The 25,311-nt window shown below is 72.1% G+C and carries 20 protein-coding genes; 10 read left to right on the plus strand and 10 right to left on the minus strand.

The features are described 5' to 3' along the window. Positions 1–137 precede the first annotated feature (137 nt). Positions 138–977 carry an IclR family transcriptional regulator gene (locus ACZ7HQ_RS33585; protein ID WP_470998267.1) on the minus strand — a complete coding sequence of 280 codons (840 nt, stop codon included), beginning with the start codon at positions 975–977 and terminating at the stop codon, positions 138–140. 315 nt (positions 978–1,292) lie between these two features. Between ACZ7HQ_RS33585 and ACZ7HQ_RS33590 the strand changes: the two genes are divergently transcribed. Both ACZ7HQ_RS33590 and ACZ7HQ_RS33595 read left to right on the plus strand, forming a co-directional pair. Beyond that, positions 1,293–1,616 (plus strand): bifunctional 3-phenylpropionate/cinnamic acid dioxygenase ferredoxin subunit, encoded by a 324-nt coding sequence (locus tag ACZ7HQ_RS33590; protein ID WP_470998269.1) that lies wholly within the window; start codon positions 1,293–1,295, stop codon positions 1,614–1,616. 235 nt (positions 1,617–1,851) lie between these two features. Further along, positions 1,852–3,039, plus strand: a complete 1,188-nt coding sequence (locus ACZ7HQ_RS33595; RefSeq protein ID WP_470998272.1) for an NAD(P)/FAD-dependent oxidoreductase — start codon at positions 1,852–1,854, stop codon at positions 3,037–3,039. Positions 3,040–3,175: 136 nt separating this feature from the next. On the opposite strand, the gene ACZ7HQ_RS33600 is transcribed toward ACZ7HQ_RS33595, so the two are convergent. Beyond that, positions 3,176–3,706 carry a hypothetical protein gene (locus ACZ7HQ_RS33600; RefSeq protein WP_470998273.1) on the minus strand — a complete coding sequence of 177 codons (531 nt, stop codon included), beginning with the start codon at positions 3,704–3,706 and terminating at the stop codon, positions 3,176–3,178. 420 nt (positions 3,707–4,126) lie between these two features. Here ACZ7HQ_RS33600 and ACZ7HQ_RS33605 point away from each other — a divergent pair, with 420 nt between their 5' ends. The 4 genes from ACZ7HQ_RS33605 (at position 4,127) to ACZ7HQ_RS33620 (ending at position 9,111) form a co-directional block, all read left to right on the plus strand. Further along, a complete protein-coding gene (locus tag ACZ7HQ_RS33605; RefSeq protein WP_470998274.1) occupies positions 4,127–7,489 on the plus strand; it encodes a sensor histidine kinase in 3,363 nt (1,120 codons plus the stop codon). Then, on the plus strand, positions 7,486–7,920 hold the full coding sequence (locus ACZ7HQ_RS33610) for a roadblock/LC7 domain-containing protein (protein WP_470998275.1): 435 nt from the start codon (positions 7,486–7,488) through the stop codon (positions 7,918–7,920). The genes ACZ7HQ_RS33605 and ACZ7HQ_RS33610 overlap by 4 nt, the downstream gene beginning before the upstream one ends. Positions 7,921–7,929: 9 nt before the next feature. Further along, complete coding sequence (locus ACZ7HQ_RS33615; RefSeq protein ID WP_470998276.1) at positions 7,930–8,325, plus strand: DUF742 domain-containing protein; 396 nt, start codon at positions 7,930–7,932, stop codon at positions 8,323–8,325. Positions 8,326–8,505: 180 nt separating this feature from the next. Further along, the gene (locus ACZ7HQ_RS33620) at positions 8,506–9,111 is read left to right on the plus strand and encodes a GTP-binding protein (protein ID WP_470998277.1); all 606 of its coding nucleotides are present in this window, start codon (positions 8,506–8,508) and stop codon (positions 9,109–9,111) included. A gap of 243 nt (positions 9,112–9,354) precedes the next feature. Here ACZ7HQ_RS33620 and glpK read toward each other — a convergent pair whose 3' ends face one another. From glpK to ACZ7HQ_RS33645, 5 genes are all read right to left on the minus strand, one after another. After that, positions 9,355–10,878, minus strand: coding sequence for a glycerol kinase GlpK (glpK, locus tag ACZ7HQ_RS33625; protein ID WP_470998279.1), 1,524 nt, complete (start codon positions 10,876–10,878; stop codon positions 9,355–9,357). A gap of 77 nt (positions 10,879–10,955) precedes the next feature. Beyond that, a complete protein-coding gene (locus ACZ7HQ_RS33630) occupies positions 10,956–11,705 on the minus strand; it encodes an MIP/aquaporin family protein (protein ID WP_470998280.1) in 750 nt (249 codons plus the stop codon). Between the two features lie 344 nt (positions 11,706–12,049). Beyond that, positions 12,050–13,699 carry an EAL domain-containing protein gene (locus ACZ7HQ_RS33635; RefSeq protein ID WP_470998305.1) on the minus strand — a complete coding sequence of 550 codons (1,650 nt, stop codon included), beginning with the start codon at positions 13,697–13,699 and terminating at the stop codon, positions 12,050–12,052. Positions 13,700–13,831: 132 nt separating this feature from the next. Next, complete coding sequence (locus ACZ7HQ_RS33640) at positions 13,832–15,022, minus strand: lipid-transfer protein (RefSeq protein WP_470998282.1); 1,191 nt, start codon at positions 15,020–15,022, stop codon at positions 13,832–13,834. After that, entirely contained in the window at positions 15,019–15,465 is a 447-nt protein-coding gene (locus tag ACZ7HQ_RS33645; protein ID WP_470998283.1) for a Zn-ribbon domain-containing OB-fold protein, read from the minus strand. Before ACZ7HQ_RS33645 ends, ACZ7HQ_RS33640 begins: the two co-directional genes overlap by 4 nt. 163 nt (positions 15,466–15,628) lie before the next feature. Here ACZ7HQ_RS33645 and ACZ7HQ_RS33650 point away from each other — a divergent pair, with 163 nt between their 5' ends. Both ACZ7HQ_RS33650 and ACZ7HQ_RS33655 read left to right on the plus strand, forming a co-directional pair. Continuing rightward, a complete protein-coding gene (locus tag ACZ7HQ_RS33650) occupies positions 15,629–16,438 on the plus strand; it encodes a M15 family metallopeptidase (RefSeq protein ID WP_470998285.1) in 810 nt (269 codons plus the stop codon). 46 nt (positions 16,439–16,484) lie between these two features. Then, positions 16,485–17,021 (plus strand): NUDIX domain-containing protein, encoded by a 537-nt coding sequence (locus tag ACZ7HQ_RS33655; RefSeq protein WP_470998287.1) that lies wholly within the window; start codon positions 16,485–16,487, stop codon positions 17,019–17,021. 55 nt (positions 17,022–17,076) lie between these two features. Here ACZ7HQ_RS33655 and ACZ7HQ_RS33660 read toward each other — a convergent pair whose 3' ends face one another. After that, entirely contained in the window at positions 17,077–19,437 is a 2,361-nt protein-coding gene (locus tag ACZ7HQ_RS33660; protein WP_470998289.1) for a glycoside hydrolase family 31 protein, read from the minus strand. Positions 19,438–19,651: 214 nt separating this feature from the next. On the opposite strand from ACZ7HQ_RS33660, the gene ACZ7HQ_RS33665 reads away from it, so the two are divergent. Then, positions 19,652–21,619, plus strand: coding sequence for an acetoacetate--CoA ligase (locus ACZ7HQ_RS33665; protein WP_470998291.1), 1,968 nt, complete (start codon positions 19,652–19,654; stop codon positions 21,617–21,619). A gap of 146 nt (positions 21,620–21,765) precedes the next feature. Then, the gene (locus ACZ7HQ_RS33670) at positions 21,766–22,659 is read left to right on the plus strand and encodes a hypothetical protein (protein WP_470998293.1); all 894 of its coding nucleotides are present in this window, start codon (positions 21,766–21,768) and stop codon (positions 22,657–22,659) included. A gap of 76 nt (positions 22,660–22,735) precedes the next feature. Here ACZ7HQ_RS33670 and ptsP read toward each other — a convergent pair whose 3' ends face one another. Both ptsP and ACZ7HQ_RS33680 read right to left on the minus strand, forming a co-directional pair. Then, positions 22,736–24,406 carry a phosphoenolpyruvate--protein phosphotransferase gene (gene ptsP, locus ACZ7HQ_RS33675; RefSeq protein WP_470998295.1) on the minus strand — a complete coding sequence of 557 codons (1,671 nt, stop codon included), beginning with the start codon at positions 24,404–24,406 and terminating at the stop codon, positions 22,736–22,738. Between the two features lie 77 nt (positions 24,407–24,483). After that, positions 24,484–24,933: a PTS sugar transporter subunit IIA gene (locus tag ACZ7HQ_RS33680; protein ID WP_470998296.1), complete on the minus strand. Its 450-nt coding sequence runs from the start codon at positions 24,931–24,933 to the stop codon at positions 24,484–24,486. Positions 24,934–25,311: the final 378 nt, after the last annotated feature.

Consider the following 25,311-nt stretch of genomic DNA (forward strand, 5'->3'; position numbering starts at 1 on the left):
CGAAAGACACCGCGGCCCACACCCCCCCCCCCCCCCCCCCCGCCCCCCCCCCCCCCCCCCCCCCCCCCCCCCCCCCCGCGGTTGGTGCGCTGGGCCTGTGCTGCCCGGTCTCCGTGGGGCGTCCGCCCGCCGGTCCGTCAGAAGCCGTAGCCCATCCGCCGCGACAGCTCCGCGCTGGCCGCCACCGTCCGCTTCGCCACCTCCGGCAGACGGTCCGGATTCAGCCGGTACACCGGCCCCGAGACACTGATCGCCGCGATCACCTTGCCGTCGTGCGCGCGCACCGGTGCCGCGACGGCGGCGAGCCCCAGCTCCAGCTCCTCGATCGTGACCCCGTAGCCCTGCTCGACCACGGCTTCCAGTTCCGCGCGCAGCATGGCCGCGCCGGTGATCGTTCGGTCCGTGAACCGCGGCAACGAACGCGCCAGCAGGCCCTCGCGCAGGGTGGGCGGCATGTGCGCGAGCAGCACCTTGCCGCTGGAGGTGGCGTGCAGCGGGGTGCGTCTGCCCAGCCAGTTCTGCGCGGTGACCGACGCGGTGCCGCGGGCCTGCATGATGTTGACGGCCGCGTCGTCGTCGAGCACGGCGATGTTCACGGTCTCGCCCAGCTCGTCGGCGACCTCCCGGCAGACCGGAACGCCCTCCTGGGAGATGTCCAGCCGCACTGCCGCCGCCCCCGCCAGGCGCAGTACGCCCGCCCCCAGGTAGTACTTGCCGCGGTCCTTCGCCTGGGCCACCAGGCCGCGGTTCTCCAGGACGCCGAGCAGCCGGAAGGCCGTGGACTTGTGTACGTCCAGCTCCTCGGCGATCTCGGTGACGCCCGCCTCGCCGTGCCGGGCGAGGATCTCCAGCACACTCACGGCGCGGTCCACGGACTGCACCGCACTGGCCGTGCCGCGGCCGCTTTGCCTCTCCGGGGCTCGTGGGTTCCGCGTGTTCTCCTCGCTGCGGTCAGACTGCTTCTGCGTGCGGGTCATGGCTCAACTCTCACCACCTGTGGGCCCGGTTCGGGCCGCATCTGCGGGAAGCCCTTGACGCGGCGGCCGTCCCGCGCGGATTCTGTTGCGCATAGCGCTAGAGCGTGCGCCATACGAAACATCATGTTACCGAAGCGTCCGGATCCCGGAAGGGTGCCGGACGACCCGGACCCGAGTCGGTCCGTCATCGCCTTGCCGCTGCACTCCCTTACCGCTGCCGGGCCGGACCACCGCGCGTCCGGGCTCCCGGCCGCATCCCTGACGCCTGCATCGAGCAGGTCCGGACCCGAGTGTCCCGGACCGAGAGGGGGGCCCGTGATTCCCGTCTGCCGCCTCGAAGACCTCCCCGAGGGCGAGTCCGTCCGCGTCGCGACCACACCGCCCATCGCCGTGTTCCGCACCGAAGACGGCGGGTTGTACGCCATCGACGACACCTGTACCCACCAGGACGCGTCCCTCTCCGAGGGCTGGCTGGAGGGCTGCCTGGTCGAATGCCCGCTGCACGCCGCGTCCTTCGACCTGCGCACCGGAGAGCCGACCTGCCTGCCGGCCCGCCGCCCCGTACGCACCCACCGCGTCACCGTCGAGGACGGCATCGTCCACGTCCACCTCACCGCCGAGGAGGGCACGGCCGCATGAACCCCGCCAAGAACCCGGGCGGAGCCCCCGCTGCCCCACCGGGCCCGCGCGGCTTCCCGTGCCGGAGTGACCGCGTGAATTCCTCCGGCGGTCGCCGCGGCGACCGTGCCCCGAGACAGCCCCTGCTCCGATCCGTCACCTCCTGGCCCGCCGTCAGGACCCTCACGCGCCGTTCCTCGGACGAGGCACCGGTCCGCCCCCACCGCCCCGCCGCCCCCGCGAGGAGCCGTGCCGTATGAAGACCGTGACCATCGTCGGCGCCTCCCTCTCCGGCCTCTACGCCGCCCGGGAACTGCGCGCCCAGGGCTTCGACGGCCGACTGGTGATCGTCGGCGAGGAACCCCACCTCCCCTACGACCGGCCTCCCCTCTCCAAGGAATTCCTCACCGGCCGCACCGACGAGGAGCAACTCGCCCTCACCGATCCCGACGACACCGCCGGACTCGACGCCGAGTGGCGGCTCGGCGTCCGGGCCCGCGGGCTCGACGCGCGCGGCCGTACCGTCCTTCTCGGCGACGGCCGCACGGTCTCCACCGACGCCGTCGTCATCGCCACGGGCGCCGCCGCCCGCCGTATACCCGGCGACAGCCTCACCGGTGTCCACACCCTGCGCACCCTGGACGACGCCCGCGCCCTGCGCGCCGACCTCGGCCGGGGCCCCCGCCGGGTCGTCGTCATCGGCGGCGGCTTCATCGGCGCCGAGACCGCGTCCTCGTGCGCCGCCCTGGGTCACTCGGTCACGGTGGTCGAGGCGGCACCACTGCCGCTGGTGCCCCAACTCGGCGCCGGGATGGCCGCCGTGTGCGCCGCCCTGCACCGCCGCGCCGGGGTGGAACTGATCACCGGAACCGGTGTGGCAGGCCTGCGCGGCACCGCCACCGTCACCGGTGTCGACCTCACCGACGGCCGCACGCTCCCCGCCGACGTCGTGATCGTCGGCATCGGCGCCACGCCCAACACCTCCTGGCTCGTGGGCTCGCCGCTCGCCCTGCAGGACGGCGTGCTGTGCGACGACGGCTGTGCGACGGCCCTGCCCCAGGTGGTAGCCGTCGGTGACGTCGCCCGCGTGGGCGGGAAGCGGGCGGAGCACTGGACCTCCGCCACCGAGCAACCCCGGGTCGCCGTGACCAACCTGCTCGCCGGCCGCACCCTCGACACAGTGCGGACGACCCCGTACTTCTGGTCCGACCAGTACGGCTCCCGCATCCAGTTCGCGGGTCGGCACCGTGACGGTGACACCGTCCACGTCACCGAGGGCGAAATCACCGAGGAGGGCCCCGGCGAGACCGGCTTCCTCGCCCGCTACGAGCGCGACGGCCGTACCGTCGCCGTACTCGGGGTCGACCGGCCGCGCGCCTTCATGCGGGCCCGCCGCGAACTCCAGCGGGAGGAACGGGAAGGGGTCGCCCCGGCCGCGCTGTGACGGGGGGCCGGAGCCGTCCGGTACGGGTCACGTCCGGCTCGCGGCCGGTCCGCTCGCGGACGACCCGGCTCGCGCCCGCTCTCGGCACGCCCGCCCGGGCGCGGCCGGCAGCCCCGCCCCGCCCGGGCCCTCCGGCTCAGGGGTGCGACAACTGCCCGGCGCCGCCCCGTCGGCGTATCCGCTCCTGCTCGCGCAGGGCCGAGCGCTCCTCGCGGCGGCGGGCACGCCGCTCGCGGCGGAGCGCCCGGGCCGTGCTGCTCGGCTCGGAGATCACGCCGTGCCGCTGGCTCCACACCTGGCGGGTCACCCACACGTCGACCACGGCCCAGGTGGCCACCACCGTGCTCGCCACGCTGCTGACCACCATGGGGAACGCCAGCCAGGACTCGGCCATCGTGCACAGGAAGGCCACCATCGCCTGTATCAGCGTCACCGCGATGATCAGCACCGCCCGCACCGCCGCCGTACGCACCGGATCCGGCATCGGGTGCCGTCGGGCGGGCTCCTCGACCCACAACGGGCGGTATTCCTGCTGCTGTTCGCCGGCGGACTCCCCTGCTCTCCCATGCGCCGGAACGCCGCGATCGGGCGCCTCCCACCTCCGCCGCGCCGCCGAGCGCACCGCCACGCTCTCCTCGGGCGCTTCGCGCCGCTCCGCCGTGCCCATCACCGTGTCCTCCCCACCGCCAGCAGACCGCTCGCCCCGGTGTCTCACGACACCCCGACTCCCCAGTGGCTGCCCGGCTTGCGCTGTTTTACGCCGCCGGGGTGCGGGATGCGGCTCCTGTGGCCCATTCCGCCCCCATTGCCCGTAGAGAAGGACGAACGAGAGAGCGCGAAGATTCCCCACCGACGAAAAAAACAAGCCAACCGCCCGGCCACGACATCACGGTCGAGCCGGGCCCGGGCACCGGATCGCGGTGGCAATCTCCCGTAATGGCCGGACAACTCGGCATGTCTCGCACCCGGAGCGGAAGTTCACCCTCCGGACGTGTCTTCGAGTTAACTGTGGGGCGGTAGTAGGCTCGCGCCGTTTGTTGACGCACATGTGCACCCCCGGCCGGCGGGGGTCGAGCTGGGGGAGGCCATGCGCTTTCGCGGGAAGTCGATCCGCCGGAAGATCGTGGCGCTGCTTCTCGTGCCGCTGGTGTCCCTGACCGCCATCTGGGGCTTCACCACGGTACTCACAGGTCGCGAAGTCGCCCGGCTGTTCCACGTGTCGGACGTCAAGCAGGACATCGGCTACCCGGCCGAGGACATCGTCCGTGGCCTCCAGCAGGAACGCCGCCAGACCCTCGTCTACCTCGCCGACCCGCGGGCCGCCGACGCCCTCTCCGCGCTGCAGCGCACCCGCGCCGCCACCGACCGGGCCATCGCCAGGATCCGGAAGAACGCCGGTGACCAGGACGTCCTCGACGCCATGGACGCCGACGACAGCGAACGCCTCACCACCGTCCTCGACGCCTTCGACGGCCTCGACTCCCTGCGCCACAGTGTCGAGGCGGGTACGGTCAACCGCGCTCAGGCCCTCGGCCAGTACAACCGTCTCGTCGACCCCTGCTTCACGCTGCTCGGCTCCCTCGAAGGCATCGACGACGTCGAGCTGGACGCGCAGGCCCGCGCCATGGTCAACATCAGCCGCGCCCGCGAACTGCTCTCCCGCGAGGACGCCCTGCTGGGCTCCTCCCTGGTCGTCGGCAGGCTCACCCGCGACGAGACGCGTGCCATCTCCGACCTCGTCGCCCAGCGCACCGTCCTGTACGACGTGAGCCTGCCGCTGCTGCCCGCCGCTGAGCGCGATCGCTACGAACACTTCTGGAAGAACGCCACCACCGCCCCGCTGCGCGCGGCCGAACAGACCGCCGTCCGCACGGACTCCGGCACTCCGCGCGGTGTCACGGCGCAGAGCTGGGACTCCGCGGCCGCGAGCGTGCTGGGGGACCTCGGCACCCTGGACGACCAGGCGGGCGACCGCTTCCAGGACCGTACCCGCCCCGTGGCCCTCGACGTCATCCTGCAGGCGGCAGTGGCGGGACTGCTCGGCCTGGTCGCGCTCGTGGTCTCCGTCGTCCTGTCGGTCCGGATCGGCCGCGGCCTCGTCCGCGACCTGCGCCAGCTGCGCCTGGAGGCGCACGAGGCCTCCGGTGTCCGGTTGCCCAGCGTGATGCGGCGCCTGTCCGCCGGTGAACAGGTCGACATCGAGACCGAGGTGCCGCGCCTGGAGTACGACAAGAACGAGATGGGCGAGGTCGGTCAGGCCCTCAACACCCTCCAGCGCGCCGCCGTCGAGGCCGCCGTCAAACAGGCCGAGCTGCGGTCCGGTGTCTCCGAGGTGTTCGTCAACCTCGCCCGGCGCAGCCAGGTGCTGCTGCACAAGCAGCTCACGCTGCTCGATGCCATGGAACGCCGCACCGAGGACACCGAAGAACTCGCCGACCTCTTCCGCCTGGACCACCTCACCACCCGCATGCGGCGGCACGCCGAGGGCCTGGTGATCCTCTCCGGCGCCGCGCCTTCCCGGCAGTGGCGCCGCCCGGTGCAGCTGATGGACGTCGTGCGCGCCGCCGTCGCCGAGGTCGAGGACTACGAACGCATCGAGGTCCGACGGCTGCCCCGCGTCGCCGTCACCGGCCCGGCCGTCGCCGACCTCACCCACCTCGTGGCCGAACTCCTGGAGAACGCCACGGTCTTTTCGCCCCCGCACACCGCCGTACAGGTGCTCGGCGAGCGGGTCGCCAACGGCTTCACGCTGGAGATCCACGACCGGGGCCTCGGTATGACCGCCGAGGCACTCCTGGACGCCAACCTGCGCCTCGCCGAGACCCCCGAGTTCGAACTGTCCGACACCGACCGCCTCGGCCTGTTCGTGGTCAGCCGGCTCGCCCAGCGGCAGAACGTCCGGGTTTCGCTCCAGCCGTCGCCCTACGGCGGCACCACCGCCGTCGTCTTCATCCCCGACACGCTGCTGAGCGACGACGTACCGGACACCAACGGGATCGGCTTCCGCCTGGACCGGGACCGCCCCGGGAAGGGCATCGGGCAGGCCGCGGGCCGTGCCGCCGGACGATCCGCGGCGCCGGCACAGCTGCCCGGTCTGCCGACCTCACTGCTGGACGGCCCCGTCGAGCTCGAGGCGCCCGTGGATCTCGACGCCATCGAGGCCATCGACGACTTCCCGGGCGTCCTGGCGGACGAGGACAGCGAGCGCGGCGGACTGTTCCGGCCCCGCCGCTCCCGCTCCCGCGCCGACGACCAGTCGCCCGCCGCGTCCGCCGACCGCGCGCCGCGCGAAGAGGCCGGGGACCGCGGGCCCATCCCGCTGCCGCGCCGGCAACCCCCCAAACTGGTCAGCTCGCACGGCAGGCCCGTGACCGACCAGCGCAGCCGCCGCGACGAACCCGACGAGCAGTCCTCCGCCGCGTCCCGCCGCACCGACACGGGCGCGCTGGCTCCGCTGCCCGCACGCCGGCGCACCACGGCGTCCCGCCGCCCCTCCGAACTCCCCGACCGCGCCCTGGAACGCGGCACGGTACCCGCCGACGGCACCGACCCGACCCCCGACATCCCGCCCCTGCCCCGCCGTACCCGGCCCGCTCCGTCCAGCGAGGACGGTGCGGGTGCCGCACGGCGGCCGGACGGGGGCGACACGGGCCCATCGCGTGCGGGCGACACGAGCCTGCCGGGCAGGGGCCCCCTTGGCTGGTCGGATGAGAGCTCCCCGGGCTGGTCGGACGGCGGCGCGGCCGAGCTTGCTGGCGAGCGGGGGCTCGGCGGTGGTGACGCCGGACCTGCCGGTGAACGCGACCGCTTCGGTGGTACGGCCGAGTCCATGGGTGAGCGCGACCGCTTCGGTGATTCGGCCGAGCCGACCGGCGAAAGGTTTCGTCCGGGGGGTGGCCCCGCGGAGTCCTTCGCGGAAGCGTTCCGTCCAGTCGGCGGCCCGCCCGAGTCGTCCGTCGACGGGCCCCGTCCGGGTGCCGGCCCGGTCGAGCCCTTCGCCGAAGAGCCCCGCAGCGGTGGCGGCCCGGCCCGGCCCACCGGCGAGGTCGTCACGTCCCGCGGCGAGGCAGCCGAGTTCGCCGGCACGACGGCCGGACAGGGCGGCGACCCGGCCACGCCCGGCCGCGAAGCCCTGCCCACCCGGGACACGCCCCGACCGACCGGCGTTGGCGACTCCCACAGCCCGGCGGCCACCGGGTCGGGCGCCGAACCGGCCACCGGGTCCCTGCCCAGGCGGGTACGACAGGCCAGTCTGGCCCCCCAGCTCAAGCAGGAAACCGCGCGGCGCACAGAGCGCGCGGCGCAGCCCACCGACCGCGACGCCGACGAGGTCCGCAGCCGGATGGCCTCGCTCCAGCGTGGCTGGCAGCGCGGCCGGCGGGAGAACACCGCGGGCGACGGCGCCCACGACGGCACAGCACAAGGAACGACTAAGGGGGACGGTCGATGACCGCACCAAAGGCGACCGGCCACACGGCGACGAACAAGGGGGAGCTGAACTGGCTCCTGGACGACCTGGTCGACCGGGTCGCCAGTATCCGCAAGGCCGTCGTCCTGTCCGGCGACGGCCTGCCAACAGGTGTGTCCAAGGACCTGACGAGGGAGGACAGCGAGCATCTGGCCGCCGTCGCCTCCGGCTTCCACAGCCTCGCCAAGGGCGTGGGCCGTCACTTCGACGCGGGCAGCGTCCGGCAGACGGTCGTCGAGCTCGACGACGCTTTCCTGTTCGTCACGGCCGCCGGTGACGGCAGCTGCCTCGCCGTCCTGTCCGACGCCGACTCCGACGTCGGACAGGTCGCCTACGAGATGACGCTCCTGGTCAAGCGGGTCGGTGTCCATCTGGGCGCCGCCCCGCGCACCGATCTGTCCGCAGGCGGGTAGTGGGATGACATGAGCGGAGACGGTCAGGGAAGAAACCACTGGTTCGACGACGAGGCCGGGCCGGTCGTCCGTCCGTACGCCATGACACGGGGCCGCACCACGAGTCCGGCCCAGCACCGGCTGGACCTGATCGCGGTGGTCGTCACGGAATCCGACGCGGGCGACCCGGAGACGGATCCCTCGTTGTCGCCCGAGCACGTGGAGATCGTCGGGCTGTGTCGCGACGAGCCGCAGTCGGTCGCCGAACTCGCCGCCGAACTCGACCTGCCGACCGGCGTGGTGCGCGTCCTCATCGGCGACCTCGTGCATGCGGAGCTCGTCCACGTCACGCGCCCGGTTCCCCCGGCCGAGCTGCCGGACGAGAGCATCCTGCGCGACGTGATCAACGGCCTCCGGGCGCTGTGACCGGTTCGGAAACGGAGCACGGCGACGGCGGTCCGGTCGTACGGCCGCCGGCCTCGGCCCGAGCGGCTCGTCCGACGCCGGCCCCGGCGGCGTACGCGGTGCATCCGGCATCGATTCCCCTGGCAGCGGCCGCCTCAGCCGGCCGTCGCCCGACCCTCACTCGAGCAGGAGAAGAGACCGATGATCTTCGGGCGTTCTGAGCGCGGCAAGACCCCGGTCGAGCCGGTCACGCTCAAGATCCTCGTGGCCGGTGGATTCGGCGTCGGCAAGACGACCCTCGTCGGCGCGGTCAGCGAGATCAGGCCGCTGCGCACCGAGGAACTGCTCACCGAGGCAGGGCGCCCGGTGGATGACACCAGCGGTGTGGAGGGCAAGCACACCACCACCGTGGCCATGGACTTCGGCCGTATCACCCTGCGCGAGGACCTGGTGCTGTACCTCTTCGGAACGCCCGGGCAGGAACGGTTCTGGTTCATGTGGGACGAGCTGTCCGAGGGCGCGCTCGGTGCCGTCGTCCTCGCCGACACGCGCCGTCTGGAGGACTGCTTCGCCGCCGTGGACTACTTCGAGCGGCGTTCCATACCCTTCCTCGTCGGCGTCAACTGCTTCGAGGGAGCGGCGCGTTACCCGGCCCATGCCGTCCGTCAGGCCCTCGACCTGGACGAAAGCGTACCCGTCGTGCTGTGCGACGCGCGTGACCGGGAAACGGTCAAGGAGGTGCTCATCGGGGTCGTCCAGCACGCGATGGACCACGCGGCCGACCGCCGCCAGGCCGCCCTCGGCTGACCGACGGGCACGGCCCGTACCCCCGCCGACCGGGGTACGGGCCGTGGTCCGGTGAGGAGCGCCCACGCGCGTACGACGACGGCCGTGAAAGCGCTCACGCGCGCGTGCGGCGACTCGGCCCTGCCCTCCTGCGCACCTTCGCTCCTCCTACGCGCCTCCGCCCCTCCTACGCGCCTCCGCCCCTCCTACGCCTCCGCCCCTCCTACGCCTGCGCGCCTCCTACGCTCCGTGCCTTCACGCGTCCTACGCGCCGCCGTCCTCCCCCAGCCAGCCGAAGCTCTTCTCCACGGCCTTGCGCCAGTTGCGGTACTCGCGGTCGCGTACCGACGGCTCCATCGCCGGCGTCCACTCCGCGTCCCGCTGCCAGTGCGACTTCAGCTCGCCCAGGTCGTTCCACACGCCCGTCGCCAGACCCGCTGCGTAAGCGGCGCCCAGACAGGTCGTCTCCGACACGCGGGGCCGGATCACCGGCACGCCCAGGACGTCCGCCTGGTGCTGCATGAGCAGGTTGTTCTTCGTCATGCCGCCGTCGACCTTCAGGGTGGTGATCCGCACGCCGGAGTCCTGGTACATGGCGTCCACGACCTCCCGGGTCTGCCAGCTCGTCGCCTCCAGCACGGCTCGCGCGAGATGGGCCTTGGTGACGTACCGGGTCAGGCCGGTGACGACGCCGCGCGCGTCGGATCGCCAGTAGGGCGCGAACAGGCCCGAGAACGCGGGCACGATGTAGGCGCCGCCGTTGTCCTCGACGCTCGCCGCCAGCGTCTCGATCTCGTTCGCGCTGCGGATGATCCCGAGCTGGTCGCGGAACCACTGGACCAGCGCGCCCGTGATCGCGATGGACCCCTCCAGGCAGTACACCGGCGCCTCTCCGCCGATCTTGTAGCCCATCGTCGTCAACAGCCCGCTCTTGGACGGCACCGGCCGGTTCCCGGTGTTCAGCAGCAGGAAACTCCCGGTGCCGTACGTGTTCTTCGCGCTGCCCACGTCGTAGCAGGCCTGTCCGAAGACGGCGGCCTGCTGGTCGCCCAGCGCGGAGGCCACGGGCACACCGGCGAGCTGTCCGACCGCGGTGCCGTACACCTCGGCGGAGGACCTGATCTCGGGCAGGACCGCCTCGGGCACGTTCATGGCGGACAGGATGGCGGGATCCCACTGCAGCGTCTCGAGGTTCATGAGCAGGGTGCGGCCGGCGTTCGTGACGTCGGTGACGTGCCGGCCGCCGTCGGTGCCACCGGTGAGGTTCCAGATCAGCCAGGAGTCGATGGTCCCGAAGGCGATCTCACCACGTTCCGCCCGCTCCCTCAGGCCGGGCACATGGTCCAGCAGCCAGGCTGCCTTGGGCCCGGAGAAGTAGCTGGCCAACGGCAGCCCGGTCTGCTCGCGGAAGCGGTCCTGGCCGTCCTTGCCGCCCAGTTCGTTGCACAGGGCCGCGGTACGGGTGTCCTGCCAGACGATCGCGTTGTGCACGGGCTTGCCGGTGGCGCGGTCCCACAGGACGGTCGTCTCCCGCTGGTTGGTGATGCCGAGCGCGCTCAACTGGTCGGCGCGCAGCCCGGCCTTGGCGAGTGCTCCGCCCACCACGGCCTGCACCTTGGACCAGATCTCGGTCGCGTCGTGCTCCACCCAGCCCGGTTTGGGGAAGATCTGGCGGTGCTCGCGCTGGTCGACGGCGACGATCCCGCCGCCGTGGTCGAAGACGATGCAACGGCTGGACGTGGTGCCCTGGTCGATGGCGGCGACGTACTTCTCGGCGGTGTCCGTCATGGCTGTCCCTGGGTTGCTGGGTCGGGTCGCTGGGGCGTGCAGCGGGATGGCTGGAAGAGCGCGGTGCGGTCGCCGGGTCAGAAGGCCGCGTTGTAGACAAGGCCCGCGAGCGCGCCGCCGATCAGCGGGCCGACCACCGGGATCCAGGCGTATCCCCAGTCGGACGAGCCCTTGTTCGGGATCGGCAGGAAGGTGTGCACGATACGCGGGCCGAGGTCGCGGGCCGGGTTGATGGCGTAGCCGGTGGGCCCGCCGAGGGAGAGACCGATGCCGACGACGAGCAGCGAGACGATCAGCACCGTGGTGCCGGACTCGCCGAGGCCCTTCGTCAGCCCGAAGGCGAGGACGGGCAGGACGAGGGCCATCGTCGCGATGATCTCGGTGACGAGGTTGGCGATCGGGTTCCGGATCTCCGGGATCGTCGAGAAGATGCCGAGCGTCGGCACCGGTTCGTCGGCCGTGCCCTCGGTGGTGCCCTCCTTGCGGACGTTGGCCTGGAACTGCGCGAGGTACACCAGGTAGGCGAGGACGGCGCCCAGCATCGCGCCGACGATCTCGCCCAGCAGATAGACCCAGACCTTGTCCCACTTGCCGGTGTCCACGGCGATGCCGATGGTGACCGCGGGATTGAGCTGGCCACCGGAGAGCGGGGCGGCGGTGTACGCGCCCGCGAGGACGCCGAAGCCCCAGCCGAACGCGATGACGACCCAGCCCGAGGCCCGCGCCTTGGAGTATCTGAGAGTGACGGCGGCGCAGACCCCGGCACCGAACAGGATCAGGATCGCGGTGCCGATGACCTCGCCGACGAAAATGTCTCCGTTGCTCATGGCGGCTCCCTTGGCGCCGGCCGAGGGCGCTCGGCCCCGGCCTCCGTGCAGGAAAGTGCGTGGCGACTTCAGCCGGAGGCGGGCAGCCCGCGCTCCCGCCCGGCGTCCGTGACGAGCGTGCCGTCGCAGCCGTATCGCCGGGAGGGGGACGGGCCGTGGAGCAGGACAGACCCATGGCGCAGTGCCTGATAACGCCGAGAATGTACGGCGATGTCGGCTGACACCGGGAAGTGTTCACCGGTGCCACGGGGGCGTCAAGGCTGCCGACGGCGACGGTGACAGCGACACGCACGGCGACCCCGCCGTTGCCGCGGGCCCTCAACACACGTGTACGGCAGGAACGTTCACCACCCCGGCTCGGCGGCCGCGTACCCGGCCTGCGCCGTCGCCGCCCGAGAGCCGCGCCGGACCTCGTGACCGGGCAGCCCGGCGCGCCCCAGCACCCAGCTCGCGCCGCGCAGCGCCTTGGCCGCCTTCTTCAGCGGAGCGAGCTGGGCGGCGGCCTGGCGATGGTCGCCCACGCTGCCCGGAGCGCACACCACGGTCGCGAGGGAGAGCGTGACCGGCCGGTCTCCCGCCGACCAGGGCGCGTCGAGCACGGCGGTCACCAGCGGATCGAGCGCCGCCTCCTCGGCCAGCACCAGGAAGTCGTCCCCGCCGATGTGCCCCACGCGCGCGTGCCCCGACACGGCCTGCTGCAGCGCGCGCCCCACCGACCGGATCAGCTCGTCTCCCGCAGCGAATCCGGCACCGTCGTTGACCTGCTTGAAGTGGTCGATGTCCAGCCAGCTGAGCGCGACGGTGCGGCCGTCCGCGATCCACCGGTCCACCTCGCCCGTGATCGCGTCCGAACCGGGCAGCCGGGTCAGCGGATTGAGCCCGGCCGCCTCCTCGACCCGGCTCTCGGCCAGTGCCCGCACCAGGTCCGCGAGCCGTACGACACCCACGCACCGCCCGCGCCGGTCGACCACCGCGACATCGTCAGAGGTCCGGTCCCGGCCGCCGATCGCGACGACGTCCAGCACCTGCCAGGCGGTGGCGTCGACGCCGACCGTGCGGGGCGCGTCCCCCAGTTTGAAGGCCGGCCGGTCGGCGTACAGGGCGTGGCCGTAGCGGCCGGACATCGACAGCAGGAACCGGGAGCGGTGCACCGACCGCACCGGCCGTCCTGCCTGGTCCACCAGCAGCACACCGGACACCTCCGGTGATCCGGTCAGCAGTGCGCGCACCTGCCCCGCCGAGACGGTCACCGGGAGGACGGCGGCCGGGCGCACGAACTCCCGCACCGACGGCCCGGACCGGGGCACGCCCACGGCACCCGGGGTGTGCGGCGGAACGTATACGTCCGCGGCGGGGATCCGGGCCGGCGGCGCGAACAGCTCGCCCTGGGCCAGCTGCGCACCGGCCGACACCGCCGCCGCGCACTGCAGTTCGGTCTCCACCCCCTCGACCGCCACCAGGGCCCCCAGTTCCTTGCACAGCGTGCGCATCGCCCGTACCGCGGCAGGCCGGGACAGCAGCGGGGCGTCGAGCTTGACCAGGTCGGGCGAGAGGTCGGTGAGCAGCCGTAGCGGTACGTCGCCGTCCCCGATGCCGTCCGCGCTGATCCGGAACCCCTGCTCGCGCAGCGCGGCCACCGCCTCCAGCAAAGCCCGTTGCGGTACGTGCGTGAAGGGCGGGACCACGTCCAGCGTCACCTCCCAGGGCAGCCGCCCGGCTGCGCGTACGGCGTCGTGCAGCGGGGTGAGGCCGCCGAGGTCGGCGAGGGTGGCCGCGAACACGTTGAGGTGCAGCGGCAGCAGGGTTTCCTTGCGTGTCGCGGCGCGGAGGGCCAGCACTGTGAGCTTCCCGTCGAGTTCGGGGTCCCGGCGGGCCTCGGCCAGGATGTCACCGGTCTCCGGGCGGGCGAGTGTCTCCAGTGCGGCGACCGCGCCCGTCCTCAGGTTGACCACCGGCTGGAAGGCGAAGCGGAGAGTATCCGTCCAGGAGTGCACGGGAAGCATGATGGCTCCGCCCGAACGGGCCCAGGCCCAGTTCATGAGACGTTCACGCAGGATTCCGGGGTGATCACACAGCGTGGACAACCTTTCGGCCACCGGCGCCACCGGACCGTCTCGCCGGCTGCCTCACCTCACCGCGACCACCGCCGAACCATGCCCGAAAAGCCCCTGGTTGGCGGAGATTCCCACCCGCGCCCCGGCGATCTGCCGGTCGCCCGCCGTGTCTCTCAACTGCCAGGTGAGCTCGCACACCTGGGCGATGGCCTGGGCCGGCACCGCCTCCCCGAAGGAGGCAAGCCCGCCACTGGTGTTGACGGGTATCCGGCCGCCCGGGGCCGTCGCGCCCTCCCGCAGGAGCTTCGCCCCCTCGCCCTCGCCGCACAGCCCCAGGTCCTCGTACCACTGCAGCTCCAGCGCGGTGGACAGGTCGTAGACCTCGGCGAGGGACAGGTCCTCGGGGCCCGCGCCCGCCTCCTCGTAGGCCGTCCGGGCGATGGACGCCCGGAAGGCCTGGCCCGGGGGCCGCACGGCGACCGCGGAGTCCGTGGCGATGTCGGGCAGATCCAGCACCGTGCTGGGAAAGCGCGGGGTCACGGTCGACACCGCCCGGATCCGTACCGGCCGGGCCACGCCGTGCCGGTGTGCGAAGTCCAGGCTGGACAGCACCAGGGCCGCGCCGCCGTCGGAGGTGGCGCAGATGTCGAGCAGCCGCAGCGGATCGGCGACCACCGCGGAGGCGGCGACCTCCTCGGCGGTGACCCGCCTGCGGTAGCGCGCGTACGGGTTGAGCGCACCCATGGCGGCGTTCTTCACCTTGACCAGGGCGAAGTCCTCCGGTGTGTCGCCGTGCACGGCCATCCGCCGCCGCGCGTACAGCCCGAAGTACGTCGGGTTCGTCGCGCCCAGGAGACGGAAGCGCAGCCAGTCCGGATCGTCCGGGCGCTCCCCGCCGGCGGGCCGGAAGAACCCCTTGGGTGCCGCGTCCGCCCCCACCACCAGGACGACGTCCGCCAGCCCGGCGAGGATCTGTGCCCGCGCCGCGGCGATCGCCTGCGCCCCGGAGGCGCACGCCGCGTACACGCTGGCGACTCTCGCCCCCTGCCAGCCCAGGGCCTTGGCGAACGTCGCTCCCGCCACATATCCGGGATAACCGCCACGCACCGTGTCCGCGCCCACGACCGAGCCGACGTCGCACCAGTCCACCCCGGCGTCCGCGAGCGCTGCGCGGGCCGCTGCCGTCCCGTACTCCACGAAGGGGCGCCCCCACTTGCCCCATGGGTGCATGCCCGCGCCGAGCACCGCCACATCCGTCGTCACGCCCTCACCCCCGTCGGCCGCCAGTGCCAGGTCGTCCAGGTCGTCTCCGTGTCCTCGTGGAGCACGCCGGCGACGACCTCCACCTCCGTGCCCACCGCCAGATCGGCGACGGTGACCCCGGGAGCCGCCTGTCCCAGCACCACGATCCGCTCGGCCTCCAGCTCCACCGCGATCAACGCATACGGCTCCCACGGAAGTTCCGGATTACTCACATAGGGTGACGGCGGTCGGTAGCGGCTGTCCGTGTACGACCAGATTCGCCCTGTTCGTGAGAGGGGTACCTCCTCCAGCGAGCCGCCGTCGCAGTGCGGGTTGCGGCAGTGCGCGTCCTCGCGTGGGAAGAACACGGTGGCGCAGGACGAGCAGCGGGTGCCCAGGAGCCGGAAGTCGTCTCCCTCGCCCGTGAACCAGCCGGCGACCGCTGGTGTGCGTCTGTGCGGCAAGGCTCCTCCTCATGCTTTCTGACGAAGCGTCAGGAGTGTGGCACGGGCAGCCGCAAAAGGGCAGGGCGCCCACATGGGGTGGCGCCGGCCGCAGTCCCGCATCCGGGGGAATCGCATCCGATCGCTTCCCTGCCGGAACACCTACCTGATAGATGCAGGGGACATGACACGACTCACCCGTGCAGTCCGCGGACTCGTCACCGCCCTCGCCGCCCTGCTGGCCGTGACCGCCGCCTCCGCCACCGCCCAGGCGAAGTCGGACCCCAGAGCACCGAAGGACTTCGTCGCCCTGTCCACCGTGGATCCGACCATCATCCAGGAGATCCGCTACTTCACCCGGCACAACTTCGTCGGCGAGCACATCGACGGCTACGAGCAACCGATGTGCATCCTCACCCGCCCGGCGGCGGAAGCCCTCCACCAGGCCCAGCTGCAGCTGCTGCGCAAGGGCTACAGCCTCAAGGTGTACGACTGCTACCGGCCGCAGCGAGCCGTGAACCACTTCGTCCGCTGGGCCGAGGACCTCGACGACCAGGCGATGAAGGGCGAGTTCTACCCGGACGTCGACAAGACCCGGCTGTTCGAGGACGGTTACATCGCGGCGAAATCCGGCCACAGCCGTGGCTCCACCATGGACCTCACGATCGTGAAGCTCCCCGCGAGGCCGACCCGGCTCTACCACCCCGGAGAGCCACTCGTGCCCTGCTACGCGCCCAAGGGCGAGCGTTTCCCTGACAACTCTGTCGACATGGGCACGGGATTCGACTGTTTCGACACCCTCGCGCACACGCTCGACCCGCGCATCCAGGGCGAACAACGTGCCAACCGACTGCTGCTCAAAGGCACCCTCGAAAACCTCGGATTCGTGAACCTGGCCGAGGAGTGGTGGCACTTCACCTACAAGCCCGAGCCCTATCCGGACACCTACTTCGACTTCCCCGTGTCCCGGAAGTCACTGATCGGCGGTCACTGATCCGACTGCGGAAGACGGGCCTCTTCTGATCGGATACAGTCCGCGCGTGTCCGAAACTCAACACTCACCTGCCAACTCCGCACCGGGCTCCCACTGTTCGAGTTGCGGATCGCCCTATGGAGAGGGCGTCTCCGGCTGGCCGCGCACCTGCCCGTCCTGCGGGCACGTCACCTACCGCAATCCGCTGCCGGTCGCGGTCGCGCTCCAGCCGGTGTACGACACGAAGGGCACGGCCCTGGTCGTCATCACCAGGACCGTCGCCCCCGCGCGCGGGGGCACGGCACTGCCCGGCGGCTACATCGACGACCGTGAGGACTGGAGGCTGGCCGTCGTGCGCGAACTCAAGGAGGAGACCGGCATCGACGCGGCCGCGCGCGACGTACGCCTCGTGGACGCCATGAGCTCGCCCGACGGCCACCTGATCCTCTTCGGGCTCCTCCCGGAGCGCCCCGTCGAGGGACTCCCGCCCGCCGACCCCACGGACGAGACCGAAGGCTGGCACCTGCTGCGCAGGCCCGAGGAACTCGCCTTCCCGCTGCACACCGTGGCCGTACGGGCCTGGTTCGAGGGCCGGTACGTCTGAGACGCCCGGTTCGGCCGGCCAAAGTGTGACGCCCGCACGAGGCGGCCCGCTCAGCTCAGCCCAGGCCCCGCACCCGCACCGGGTAGGACGGCTCGGCGGAACCGTTCTCCCGCTCCCGGGTGACCACCACCCCACGGCCCTGCCGGCGGGCGACGTAGCGTTCGATCTCTGATTCGTCCCAGCCGTCGCCCGCGTCCGGCACCACCAGGCCGCCTCCCGTCCGGCCACGCGCGGGTGCCCACACCTCCAGTTCGAGGCCGCCGCCGGCACCGCGCACCGGAATGACCGCTCCCGCGCGCGCGAACACCGGTATCCGCGACATCGGCGCGTCGACGAGCACCTGCGCCGGCCCTTCACAGGCCTCCTCGGTCACCGTGTCGTACCACAGGCCCCGTGGCAGCTGCACCGCACGCCGGTCGGCACCCGGGTCCAGCACGGGAGCCACCAGCAGACCGTCCCCGAGCAGAAACGTGTCCTCGCAGTCCCGCAGCGCCCGGTCCTCCGGCGCCCCCCACCACAGCGGCCGCACATAGGGCGCGCCGGTGCGCCGCGCCAGGTGCGCCAAGGTCACGAAGTACGGCAGCAGCCGCTGCCGTTCGAGCAGCGCCACGCGCGCGTGCTCCAGCACCTCGGCACCGAACTCCCAGGGCTCCCTGCGCCCCGCCCGCAGACTCGCGTGGGTCCGGAACAGCGGCAGATACGCGCCGAGCTGGAACCATCTGAGGTACAGCTCCGGCGACGGACTGCCGTCGTAACCGCCCACGTCCGGACCCGAGTACGGCAGCCCGCACAGACCGAGCCCCAGCACCAGCGACAGGGAGGCTCGCAGTCCCGGCCAGCCCGTCGCCACGTCCCCGGACCAGGTGCCCCCGTACCGCTGCATGCCCGCCCAGCCCGAGCGCGAGAACAGGAACGGCCGCTCCTGGGGCGACAGCCGGCGCAGCCCCTCGTAGGCCGCCCGGGCCATGCACAACGCGTACACGTTGTGCGCTTCCCGGTGGTCCCCGCCGCGGCCCTCCAGGGAGTGCCGGGCCGAACGCGGCAGGGTCGGCTCACCGAAGGCGTTGAACGACGTCGGCTCGTTCATGTCGTGCCAGAACCCGGCGAAGCCCTGCCCCAGCCGCTCCTCGTACAACTCGCCCCACCACGCGCGCACGGGCGCGTGCGTGAAGTCCGGGAAGACCGACTCCCCGGCCCACACCACACCGCGCACCTCGCGCCCCGAGGCATCCCGCACGAACGCGTCCACGGCCGAACCGCCGTCGTACAGCGCGTTGCGTGGCACCGCCCGCACGGCCGGATCGACGATCGACACCAACCGGATCCCGTCCTGGCGCAGCTCGTCGGCGAGTTGCGGCAGCTTCGGGAAACGCTCGTGATCGACGGTGAACACCTGGTGGTCGTCGTAGTGGTCGATGTCCAGGTGCACGGCGTCCAGCGGCAGACCGCGCTCCTGGTAGCCCGCGACGATCCGGCGCACCTCCTGCTCGCTGCCGAACCCCCACCGCGCGTGATGGTGGCCGAGCGCCCACGAGGGCGGCAGCGCGGGCGCACCGGTCAGCGAGGCCCAGGTGTGCAGCACGCGCGCGGGAGTGCCCACCATCACCCAGCAGCGCAGCGGCCCGCCGTCCATCCGCACCTCGCAGCGCCCCGCCCGGTCGTGCCCGGACCCGGCGCCCTCCTCGCCCTCCCGCACCATCACCGTGCCGTCCCACGTGGTGTCGTGGAACACCAGGTGCGTGCCCGCGTCGGCCACCACCAGCTGCACCGGCATCGTCAGATACAGCGGATCGTCACCGGGGCCGAACGCCCGGCCCGGATCGGTGTTCCACAACCGGTACACGCCGTCCCGCAGACGGGGCCCGGACGCCCGGCCGCCCAGACCGAAGAAGCGGGCGTCCGCCGCCACCTCCGACCGCTGCATCCACCGCGCCGTACCCCCGCCGACCGGCTCCCACCAGCGCGGCGGCAGATCCCGCCGCAGCCTGACACCGCCGGGCGTGCAGACCTCCACCGCGCCGTGCCGTGAGACGGTGATCGTCACGCGCTCGGCGACCACCCTCCAGCCACCGTCCTTGTCCGGCTCCAGCACCGCCCGCGGATCCGGTTCCGGACTGCTCCCGGCGAGCGCGTACGAGGGCTGCGGAGCCGCCCCGTCCCACCCCCAGAACACCGCCCCGTTCACCGCGACGGTGATCCGCAGCTCGGACCGGCCGAAGCGGATCAACCCGCCGCCCGGACCCGGCGCCACGCCCTCCACCTGACCCGGGACCCGTGCCCGCTCGGCCCCCCGCCGCGGCAGCCCGGCGGCATCGATCCGCCGCCTGCGCCACGCGGCCCGTACAGTACGCAACCCCCGAGCCGCCCTCCCCGAACCGACCACACTCACCGAACGCACCAGGTCACGACCGTCCATGCTGCTCACCCTGCCACTGAGCACCCCACGCGCGCGTGTCGTTCAACTGCCGTTCACCCGTGCTGGGACCACATCTTCACGACACGGACTGTGTGGGGTGCACCCTGGTGTAGAAGTCGATCACATGGCATCGTCCCTGTCAGCCGCGTCACGCGCACACCCCAGCCCGTGCGCGGACCGACGCCCACGACGCGCACAGCCCGGGAGCCGCCCCATGTCGACCGCGAACCCCCAGCCGCTCTGGCAGCCCGATCCCGAGCGGATCGCCCAGGCCCGCATCACGCAGTTCCAGGCATGGGCCGCCGAGCACCACGGCGCCCCGGCCGAAGGCGGCTACCCCGCCCTGCACCAGTGGTCCGTCGACCAGCTCGACACCTTCTGGACGGCCGTCACGGAGTGGTTCGACGTACGCTTCTCGACGCCCTACGCGCGCGTGCTCGGCGACCGCACCATGCCCGGCGCCCAGTGGTTCCCCGGAGCCACCCTCAACTACGCCGAGCACGCCCTGCGCGCCGCGGCCGAGCGCGCGGACCAGCCCGCCCTGCTGTACGTCGACGAGACCCACGAACCGCGCCCGGTGAGCTGGTCCGAGCTGCGACGCCAGATCGGCTCCCTCGCCGCCGAACTCCGCGCCCTCGGCGTACGCCCCGGGGACCGTGTCAGCGGCTACCTGCCCAACATCCCGCAGGCCGTCGTCGCCCTCCTCGCCACGGCCGCCGTGGGCGCCGTCTGGACCTCCTGCGCCCCCGACTTCGGCGCCCGCAGCGTTCTCGACCGCTTCCAGCAGGTCGAACCCGTCGTCCTGTTCACCGTCGACGGCTACCGCTACGGCGGCAAGGAGCACGACCGCCGCGAGGCCGTCGCCGAACTGCGCCGCGAGCTGCCCACCGTACGCGCCGTCGTCCACATCCCGCTGCTCGGCACCCAGGCACCCGAGGGGGCACTGGAGTGGTCGGCGCTGACGGCGGGGGACACCGAGCCCGTCTTCGAGCAGGTCCCGTTCGACCACCCGCTGTGGGTGCTCTACTCCTCCGGCACGACCGGCCTGCCCAAGGCCATCGTCCAGTCCCAGGGCGGCATCCTCGTCGAACACCTCAAGCAACTCGGCCTGCACTGCGACCTCGGCCCGGAGGACCGTTTCTTCTGGTACACCTCGACCGGCTGGATGATGTGGAACTTCCTCGTCTCCGGCCTGCTCACGGGCACCACGATCGTCCTCTACGACGGCAGCCCCGGCCACCCCGACACCGGCGCCCAGTGGCGGATCGCCGAACGCACCGGAGCCACCCTCTACGGCACCTCCGCCGCCTACGTCATGGCCTGCCGCAAGGCCGGAGTCCACCCCGCGCGCGACCACGACCTCTCCGCCGTGAAGTGCGTCGCCACCACCGGCTCCCCGCTGCCACCCGACGGCTTCCGCTGGCTGCACGACGAAGTCCGCGACGACCTGTGGATCGCCTCCGTCAGCGGTGGCACCGACGTCTGCTCCTGCTTCGCCGGAGGCGTACCGACGCTCCCGGTGTACACCGGCGAACTCCAGGCCCCCGGCCTCGGCACCGACCTGCAGGCCTGGGACCCCAGCGGCAAGTCCGTCATCGACGAGGTCGGCGAGCTGGTCGTCACCAACCCGATGCCCTCCATGCCGATCCGCTTCTGGAACGACCCCGACGGCAGCCGCTACCACGACAGCTACTTCGACACCTACCCCGGCGTCTGGCGGCACGGCGACTGGATCACGGTCACCTCGCGCGGCACCGTGATCATCCACGGCCGCTCCGACTCCACCCTCAACCGGCAGGGCGTCCGGATGGGATCGGCCGACATCTACGAGGTCGTCGAGCGCCTGCCCGAGATCAAGGAATCCCTGGTCATCGGCATCGAGCAGCCCGACGGCGGCTACTGGATGCCGCTGTTCGTGCACCTCGCACCCAAAGCCGTGCTCGACGAGGCGCTCCTGAACCGCATCAAGCAGGCCATCCGCGAACAACTCTCACCGCGCCACGTCCCCGACGAGATCATCGAGGTCCCCGGCGTCCCGCACACCCTCACCGGCAAGCGCATCGAGGTCCCGGTCAAGCGCCTGCTGCAGGGCACCCCCCTGGAAAAGGCGGTCAACCCCGGCTCCATCGACAACCTCACCCTCCTCGGCTTCTACGAGGAACTCGCCCGCAAGCGCGGCTGAACCCCGCGGGCCCCGCCCTCCCCAGCCGGCCTCGGACTCGCCCAGCAGGGCGGCGAAGTCCGAGGCCGGCCACGCAGCGCCACCCGTTGTCAGTGCCGCCGGTTACGGTGAGTGAGCATTGATCGACTGCGCACTTTGGGGGAAACATGGCGCACACCGACCACCAGACCATGCGACGCGTCCTGCGCCGCGAGATCGCCGGCACCATCGGCCTGCTCACCGACGAACACGACTTCCGCGCCATGCGGCGCTACCGCAGCTTCACCTTCGACGACCACACGACCTACCTCCAGCAGGTCGAGGCCGTCCTCAAGGCCCGAGCCGACCAGGGCACCCACACCACACTCGCCCTGTTCGACCCCGAGGACTACGCCGCCTACTGCGCAAAAGCAGGCCTCGACCCCGAAGCCCCGGCCAACCGGACCCGCTTCACCGCGGAACTGGCGGCCACGGGCCCCACCATCCCCTACGACGGCCGGCCCCTGGCCACCCTCGTACCCGCCCTCGTGGACGAAGCCGTACGACAGGCGACCTGGGAGTACGCCACCACCCTGCTCTCCCGCCTCGGCCCCTGCCCCACCTGCGGCGAGGACATCGGCAGGGCGGGCTTCGCCCGCGCCTCCGACCTCCTGGCCCGCATCCTCGACACCGCCCCACCCGGCGACCGCCACCTCGTGTGCAGCGTCTCCGGACCACCGGACACCCTGGTCTCGGTCCTGCACGGCGATCAGGACGGCCACGCCCACACCCGACTCGACGAGGCCGAGGTACTGGAATTCGCCAGCGTCCTCGCCCTGGGCCTCGCGACCCGCAGCCCCGGCGGACTCGTCCTGCGCACCAGCGCCCCGGGCACCCCCGACCGCGTCTACGGCTGGCGACTAAGGGCCGGCGCCCTCGAGCCGCTCAGCGCCTCCGAAGTGTTCGACGCCTACTGCACCGACGTCGAATCCGGTGACCTCATCTCCCCGGAGTCCGGCGTCGACTACTGCGAGCCCCCCGACCTCGGAGACGAGGGCGGGACACCGGGGCACCCACACTGAGGGCGAACGCACCAGGGGCGCCCCACCCGAAGGCGGGGCGCCCCTGAACCCGGCACTTTCCGGCGTGGCGGTACGGCTACTCCCCGGACAGCACCGCCTGAGCCGCGTTGCGCGCCTCCTCGGCGCTGTCCGCGGCCCGCGCCGCCGCCGCAGCCCGCTCGCACTGCGCCAGCGTGTACTTCGCCAGCGTCGCCCGGACATAAGGAAGGGACGCCGCACCCATCGACAGGGAGGTGACACCCAGACCGGTCAGCACACAGGCCAGCAGCGGGTCCGACGCGGCCTCGCCGCAGACACCACAGCTCTTGCCCTCGGCCCTGGCCGCTTCGGCGGACAGCGCCACCAGGTCGAGCAGCGCAGGCTGCCACGGATCCTGAAGCCGGGACACCGCACCGACCTGCCGGTCCGCTGCGAACGTGTACTGCGCGAGGTCGTTGGTCCCCAGCGACAGGAACTCGACCTCCTGCAGGATCGAACGCGCCCGGAGCGCGGCCGACGGGATCTCCACCATCGCGCCGAACTTCGCCCGGAGCCCCGCCTCACGGCAGGCGTCCGCGAACGCCTTGGCGTCCGCGCGGTCCGCCACCATCGGCGCCATGACCTCGAGGTAGACGGGCAGCCCCTCTGCGGCCTTCGCCAGCGCGGTCAGCTGGGTCCGCAGGACATCAGGGTGGTCCAGCAGCGTCCGCAGACCCCGCACACCCAGCGCGGGGTTCGGCTCGTCGGCCGGAGTCAGGAAGTCCAGCGGCTTGTCCGCCCCCGCGTCCAGCACCCGCACGACCACCCGGCCCTCGGGGAACGCCTCCAGCACCTGCCGGTAGGCCTCCACCTGCTTCTGCTCGGAAGGAGCGTTCTTGCTGTCGTCCAGGAACAGGAACTCGGTACGGAACAGACCGACACCCTCGGCCCCGGCCTCCACGGCAGCCGGCACGTCCGCCGGGCCGCCCACGTTGGCCAGCAACGGCACCTTGTGACCGTCCGCCGTCGCACCCGGACCGGTCGAGGCGGCCAGCGCGGCCTTGCGCTCGGCGGCCGCGGCCTCGAGCTGTGCCTTCTTCTCCGCGCTCGGGTTGACGAAGATGTCGCCGGTGCTGCCGTCGACGGCGATCACCGTGCCCTCCGCCAGCTCACCGGCACCCGGCAGCGCCACGACCGCCGGTACACCCAGCGCCCGCGCCAGGATCGCGCTGTGACTGGTCGGCCCGCCCTCCTCGGTCACGAAACCGAGCACGAGAGAGGGATCCAGCAGCGCCGTGTCGGCGGGAGCCAGATCGCGCGCCACCAGCACATACGGCTGGTCACTGTCCGGCACACCCGGCATGGGAACGCCCAGCAGCCGGGCGACGATACGGTTCCGCACGTCATCGAGATCGGCCACTCGGCCGGCGAGGTACTCACCGGCACCGGCAAGCAGCTCCCGGTACGCCGCGAACGCGTCGTACACAGCGCGCTCGGCCGTGCTGCCGACGGCGATCCTGCGGTCCACGTCGGCCATCAGCTCGGGGTCCTGGGCCATCATGGCCTGCGCCTCGAGCACGGCCTGGGCCTCGCCGCCCGCCAGATTGCCGCGCGCCATCAGATCGGCGGCGACGGCGTCCACGGCCTGGCGAGCGCGTCCCTGCTCCCGCTCGGCCTCCTCCGCGGGGATCTGCTTGGCCGGCGGCTCCAGCACCGCCGTACCCATGTGCCGAACCTCGCCGATGGCCACGCCATGGCTCACGCCGACGCCTCGCAGCGTTGTCTCCATCTCACCCGTCTCCGGTAGTGCGGCGGGTCCCGCCGCCGCGGTGGTTGTCTGTGCGCCGCCCTACGACGGCTGTGCCGTCACTTCCAGGAGAAGAGGCTGTCGCCGGCCTTCACGTCACCGCTGTCGCGGAGGTCGGAGAGAGACTCGGCCGTGGCTTCGAGCGCCACGACGGGGCAGATCGGCGACTTGCCGGCGGCCTCGACGACGGCCGGGTTCCAGCGCACGACGGCCTGACCGCGCGTGACGGTGTCGCCCTTGTTGACGAGCAGCTCGAAACCCTCGCCGTTGAGCTGCACCGTGTCGATGCCGAGGTGGGTGAGCACGCCGTGCCCGCTCTCGTCCACGACGACGAAGGCGTGCGGGTGCAGCGAAACAATGACCCCGTCCACGGGCGCCACGGCCTCGGAGGGCTCACGCACGGGGTCGATCGCGGTGCCCGGGCCGACCATGGCCCCGGAGAAGACCGGATCCGGCACTGCGGCCAGTCCGATGGCACGTCCTGCAAGAGGGGACGTCACGGTGGTCATGGGAAGCCTCCCAAGGAGTGGAGCTGCGCACTGAGCAGCAGCGTATGTCATGTGAACTGGCGGTTCCGTATGGAAGCTACCAGCAAGTGGTCTAGACCACCAACCGCGCGGATTTGCACGCCCTTCAGCGCCCCGTGTACAGTCGTACTCCTGCTTGGGACGGAGCGACGCGAAAGCGCCACTCACTCAGCAGAAACCAAACTCGTCAGATCCTATCTTCGGATCCGCTTCCGCATGCTTGCGGGAGGGTGGTCAGGGAGTCGGAAAAAGCCTGATAGAGTTTGAAACACCGAAGGGAAGCCCGGAGGAAAGCCCGAGAGGGTGAGTACAAAGGAAGCGACCGTTCCTTGAGAACTCAACAGCGTGCCAAAAATCAAC

The sequence above is a fragment of the Streptomyces sp. NPDC037290 genome, from assembly GCF_055603245.1.

What these genes read in the sequence shown, in the direction of transcription:
- ACZ7HQ_RS33610 (WP_470998275.1), top strand. Translation starts at nt 7,486, where the DNA reads ATGACCGCACCAAAGGCGACCGGCCACACGGCGACGAACAAGGGGGAG.
- ACZ7HQ_RS33680 (WP_470998296.1), bottom strand. Translation starts at nt 24,933, where the DNA reads ATGACCACCGTGACGTCCCCTCTTGCAGGACGTGCCATCGGACTGGCC.
- ACZ7HQ_RS33605 (WP_470998274.1), top strand. Translation starts at nt 4,127, where the DNA reads ATGCGCTTTCGCGGGAAGTCGATCCGCCGGAAGATCGTGGCGCTGCTT.
- ACZ7HQ_RS33615 (WP_470998276.1), top strand. Translation starts at nt 7,930, where the DNA reads ATGAGCGGAGACGGTCAGGGAAGAAACCACTGGTTCGACGACGAGGCC.
- ACZ7HQ_RS33585 (WP_470998267.1), bottom strand. Translation starts at nt 977, where the DNA reads ATGACCCGCACGCAGAAGCAGTCTGACCGCAGCGAGGAGAACACGCGG.
- ACZ7HQ_RS33670 (WP_470998293.1), top strand. Translation starts at nt 21,766, where the DNA reads ATGGCGCACACCGACCACCAGACCATGCGACGCGTCCTGCGCCGCGAG.
- ACZ7HQ_RS33660 (WP_470998289.1), bottom strand. Translation starts at nt 19,437, where the DNA reads ATGGACGGTCGTGACCTGGTGCGTTCGGTGAGTGTGGTCGGTTCGGGG.
- ACZ7HQ_RS33630 (WP_470998280.1), bottom strand. Translation starts at nt 11,705, where the DNA reads ATGAGCAACGGAGACATTTTCGTCGGCGAGGTCATCGGCACCGCGATC.
- ptsP (WP_470998295.1), bottom strand. Translation starts at nt 24,406, where the DNA reads ATGGAGACAACGCTGCGAGGCGTCGGCGTGAGCCATGGCGTGGCCATC.
- ACZ7HQ_RS33665 (WP_470998291.1), top strand. Translation starts at nt 19,652, where the DNA reads ATGTCGACCGCGAACCCCCAGCCGCTCTGGCAGCCCGATCCCGAGCGG.
- ACZ7HQ_RS33620 (WP_470998277.1), top strand. Translation starts at nt 8,506, where the DNA reads ATGATCTTCGGGCGTTCTGAGCGCGGCAAGACCCCGGTCGAGCCGGTC.
- glpK (WP_470998279.1), bottom strand. Translation starts at nt 10,878, where the DNA reads ATGACGGACACCGCCGAGAAGTACGTCGCCGCCATCGACCAGGGCACC.
- ACZ7HQ_RS33650 (WP_470998285.1), top strand. Translation starts at nt 15,629, where the DNA reads ATGACACGACTCACCCGTGCAGTCCGCGGACTCGTCACCGCCCTCGCC.
- ACZ7HQ_RS33600 (WP_470998273.1), bottom strand. Translation starts at nt 3,706, where the DNA reads ATGGGCACGGCGGAGCGGCGCGAAGCGCCCGAGGAGAGCGTGGCGGTG.
- ACZ7HQ_RS33595 (WP_470998272.1), top strand. Translation starts at nt 1,852, where the DNA reads ATGAAGACCGTGACCATCGTCGGCGCCTCCCTCTCCGGCCTCTACGCC.